The sequence below is a fragment of the Streptomyces sp. P5F9 genome (genome assembly GCF_057961495.1).
On the sequence record NZ_JBXVPZ010000967.1, the window covers coordinates 1 to 1,012 of the forward strand.

2 protein-coding genes are annotated in these 1,012 nt (G+C 70.6%); one reads left to right on the forward strand and one right to left on the reverse strand.

The genetic code is table 11. From position 1 onward, the window contains the following. Nucleotides 1-597, forward strand: a 597-nt coding sequence (locus AC31A1_RS51850) for a histidine phosphatase family protein (protein ID WP_489659985.1), incomplete at its 5' end; no start/stop codon positions are given. On the opposite strand, the gene eda is transcribed toward AC31A1_RS51850, so the two are convergent. Continuing rightward, nucleotides 572-1,012, reverse strand: a 441-nt coding sequence (gene eda, locus AC31A1_RS51855) for a bifunctional 4-hydroxy-2-oxoglutarate aldolase/2-dehydro-3-deoxy-phosphogluconate aldolase (RefSeq protein WP_489659986.1), incomplete at its 5' end; no start/stop codon positions are given. The genes AC31A1_RS51850 and eda overlap by 26 nt on opposite strands.

Here is a 1,012-nt window from a genome sequence, read left to right on the forward strand (position 1 = left end):
CGCCACGGCGAAACCCCCCTGACCCCCCAGAAGCGTTTCTCAGGCAGCGGCGGCACCAACCCCTCCCTCTCACCCGTCGGCCAGGACCAAGCCACCCGAGCCGCAACCGCGTTGGCAGCCCGAGGCACGATCCAGCACATCATCGCGTCCCCCCTCACCCGCACCAGGGAAACCGCCGCAGCCGTAGCAGACCGCCTGGGCCTGGACGTGACGATCGAAGAGGGCCTGCGCGAAACGGACTTCGGCGCCTGGGAAGGCCTCACCTTCGGCGAGGTACGCGAGCGCTACCCCGACGACCTGACCACCTGGTTGGCCGACCCCACCGCCCAACCCACCGGCGGCGGCGAGAGTTTCGCGGACACGGCAACCCGAATCGCCGCCACCCGGGACAAGCTGACCGCGGCCTACGCGGGCCGCACCGTCCTGCTCGTCACCCACGTCACCCCGATCAAGACGTTCGTCCAACTCGCCCTGGGCGCCCCGCCGGAGTCGCTGTTCCGCATGGAACTCTCGGCCGCCTCGATCTCCGCGGTGGCGTACTACGCCGACGGCAACGCGAGCGTACGACTCTTCAACGACACGTCCCACCTACGCTGAGCGCCGCCGCCTCCCGGGCCAGCACCTCGATCCGCCCCCAGTCCCGCGCGGCCACCGCATCCGCCGGAATCATCCAACTCCCGCCCACACACCCGACGTTGGGCAACGCCAGGTAGTCGGACGCGGAGTCGACCCCTATCCCACCGGTAGGACAGAACCGCGCCTGCGGCAACGGCCCAGCCAGCGCCTTGAGATACGCCGTACCGCCCGAGGCCTGAGCCGGGAAGAACTTCATCTCCCGCACCCCGCGCTCCAACAACGCGACAACCTCGGACGTGGTCGACACCCCCGGCAGGAACGGCACCCCGGCCCCCTGCATCGCCTCCAGCAGCAGCTCGGTCCACCCGGGACTCACCAGGAACCGCGCCCCCGCGCCCACGCACTCCTTCACCTGCCCCGGAGTCAGCACGGTCCC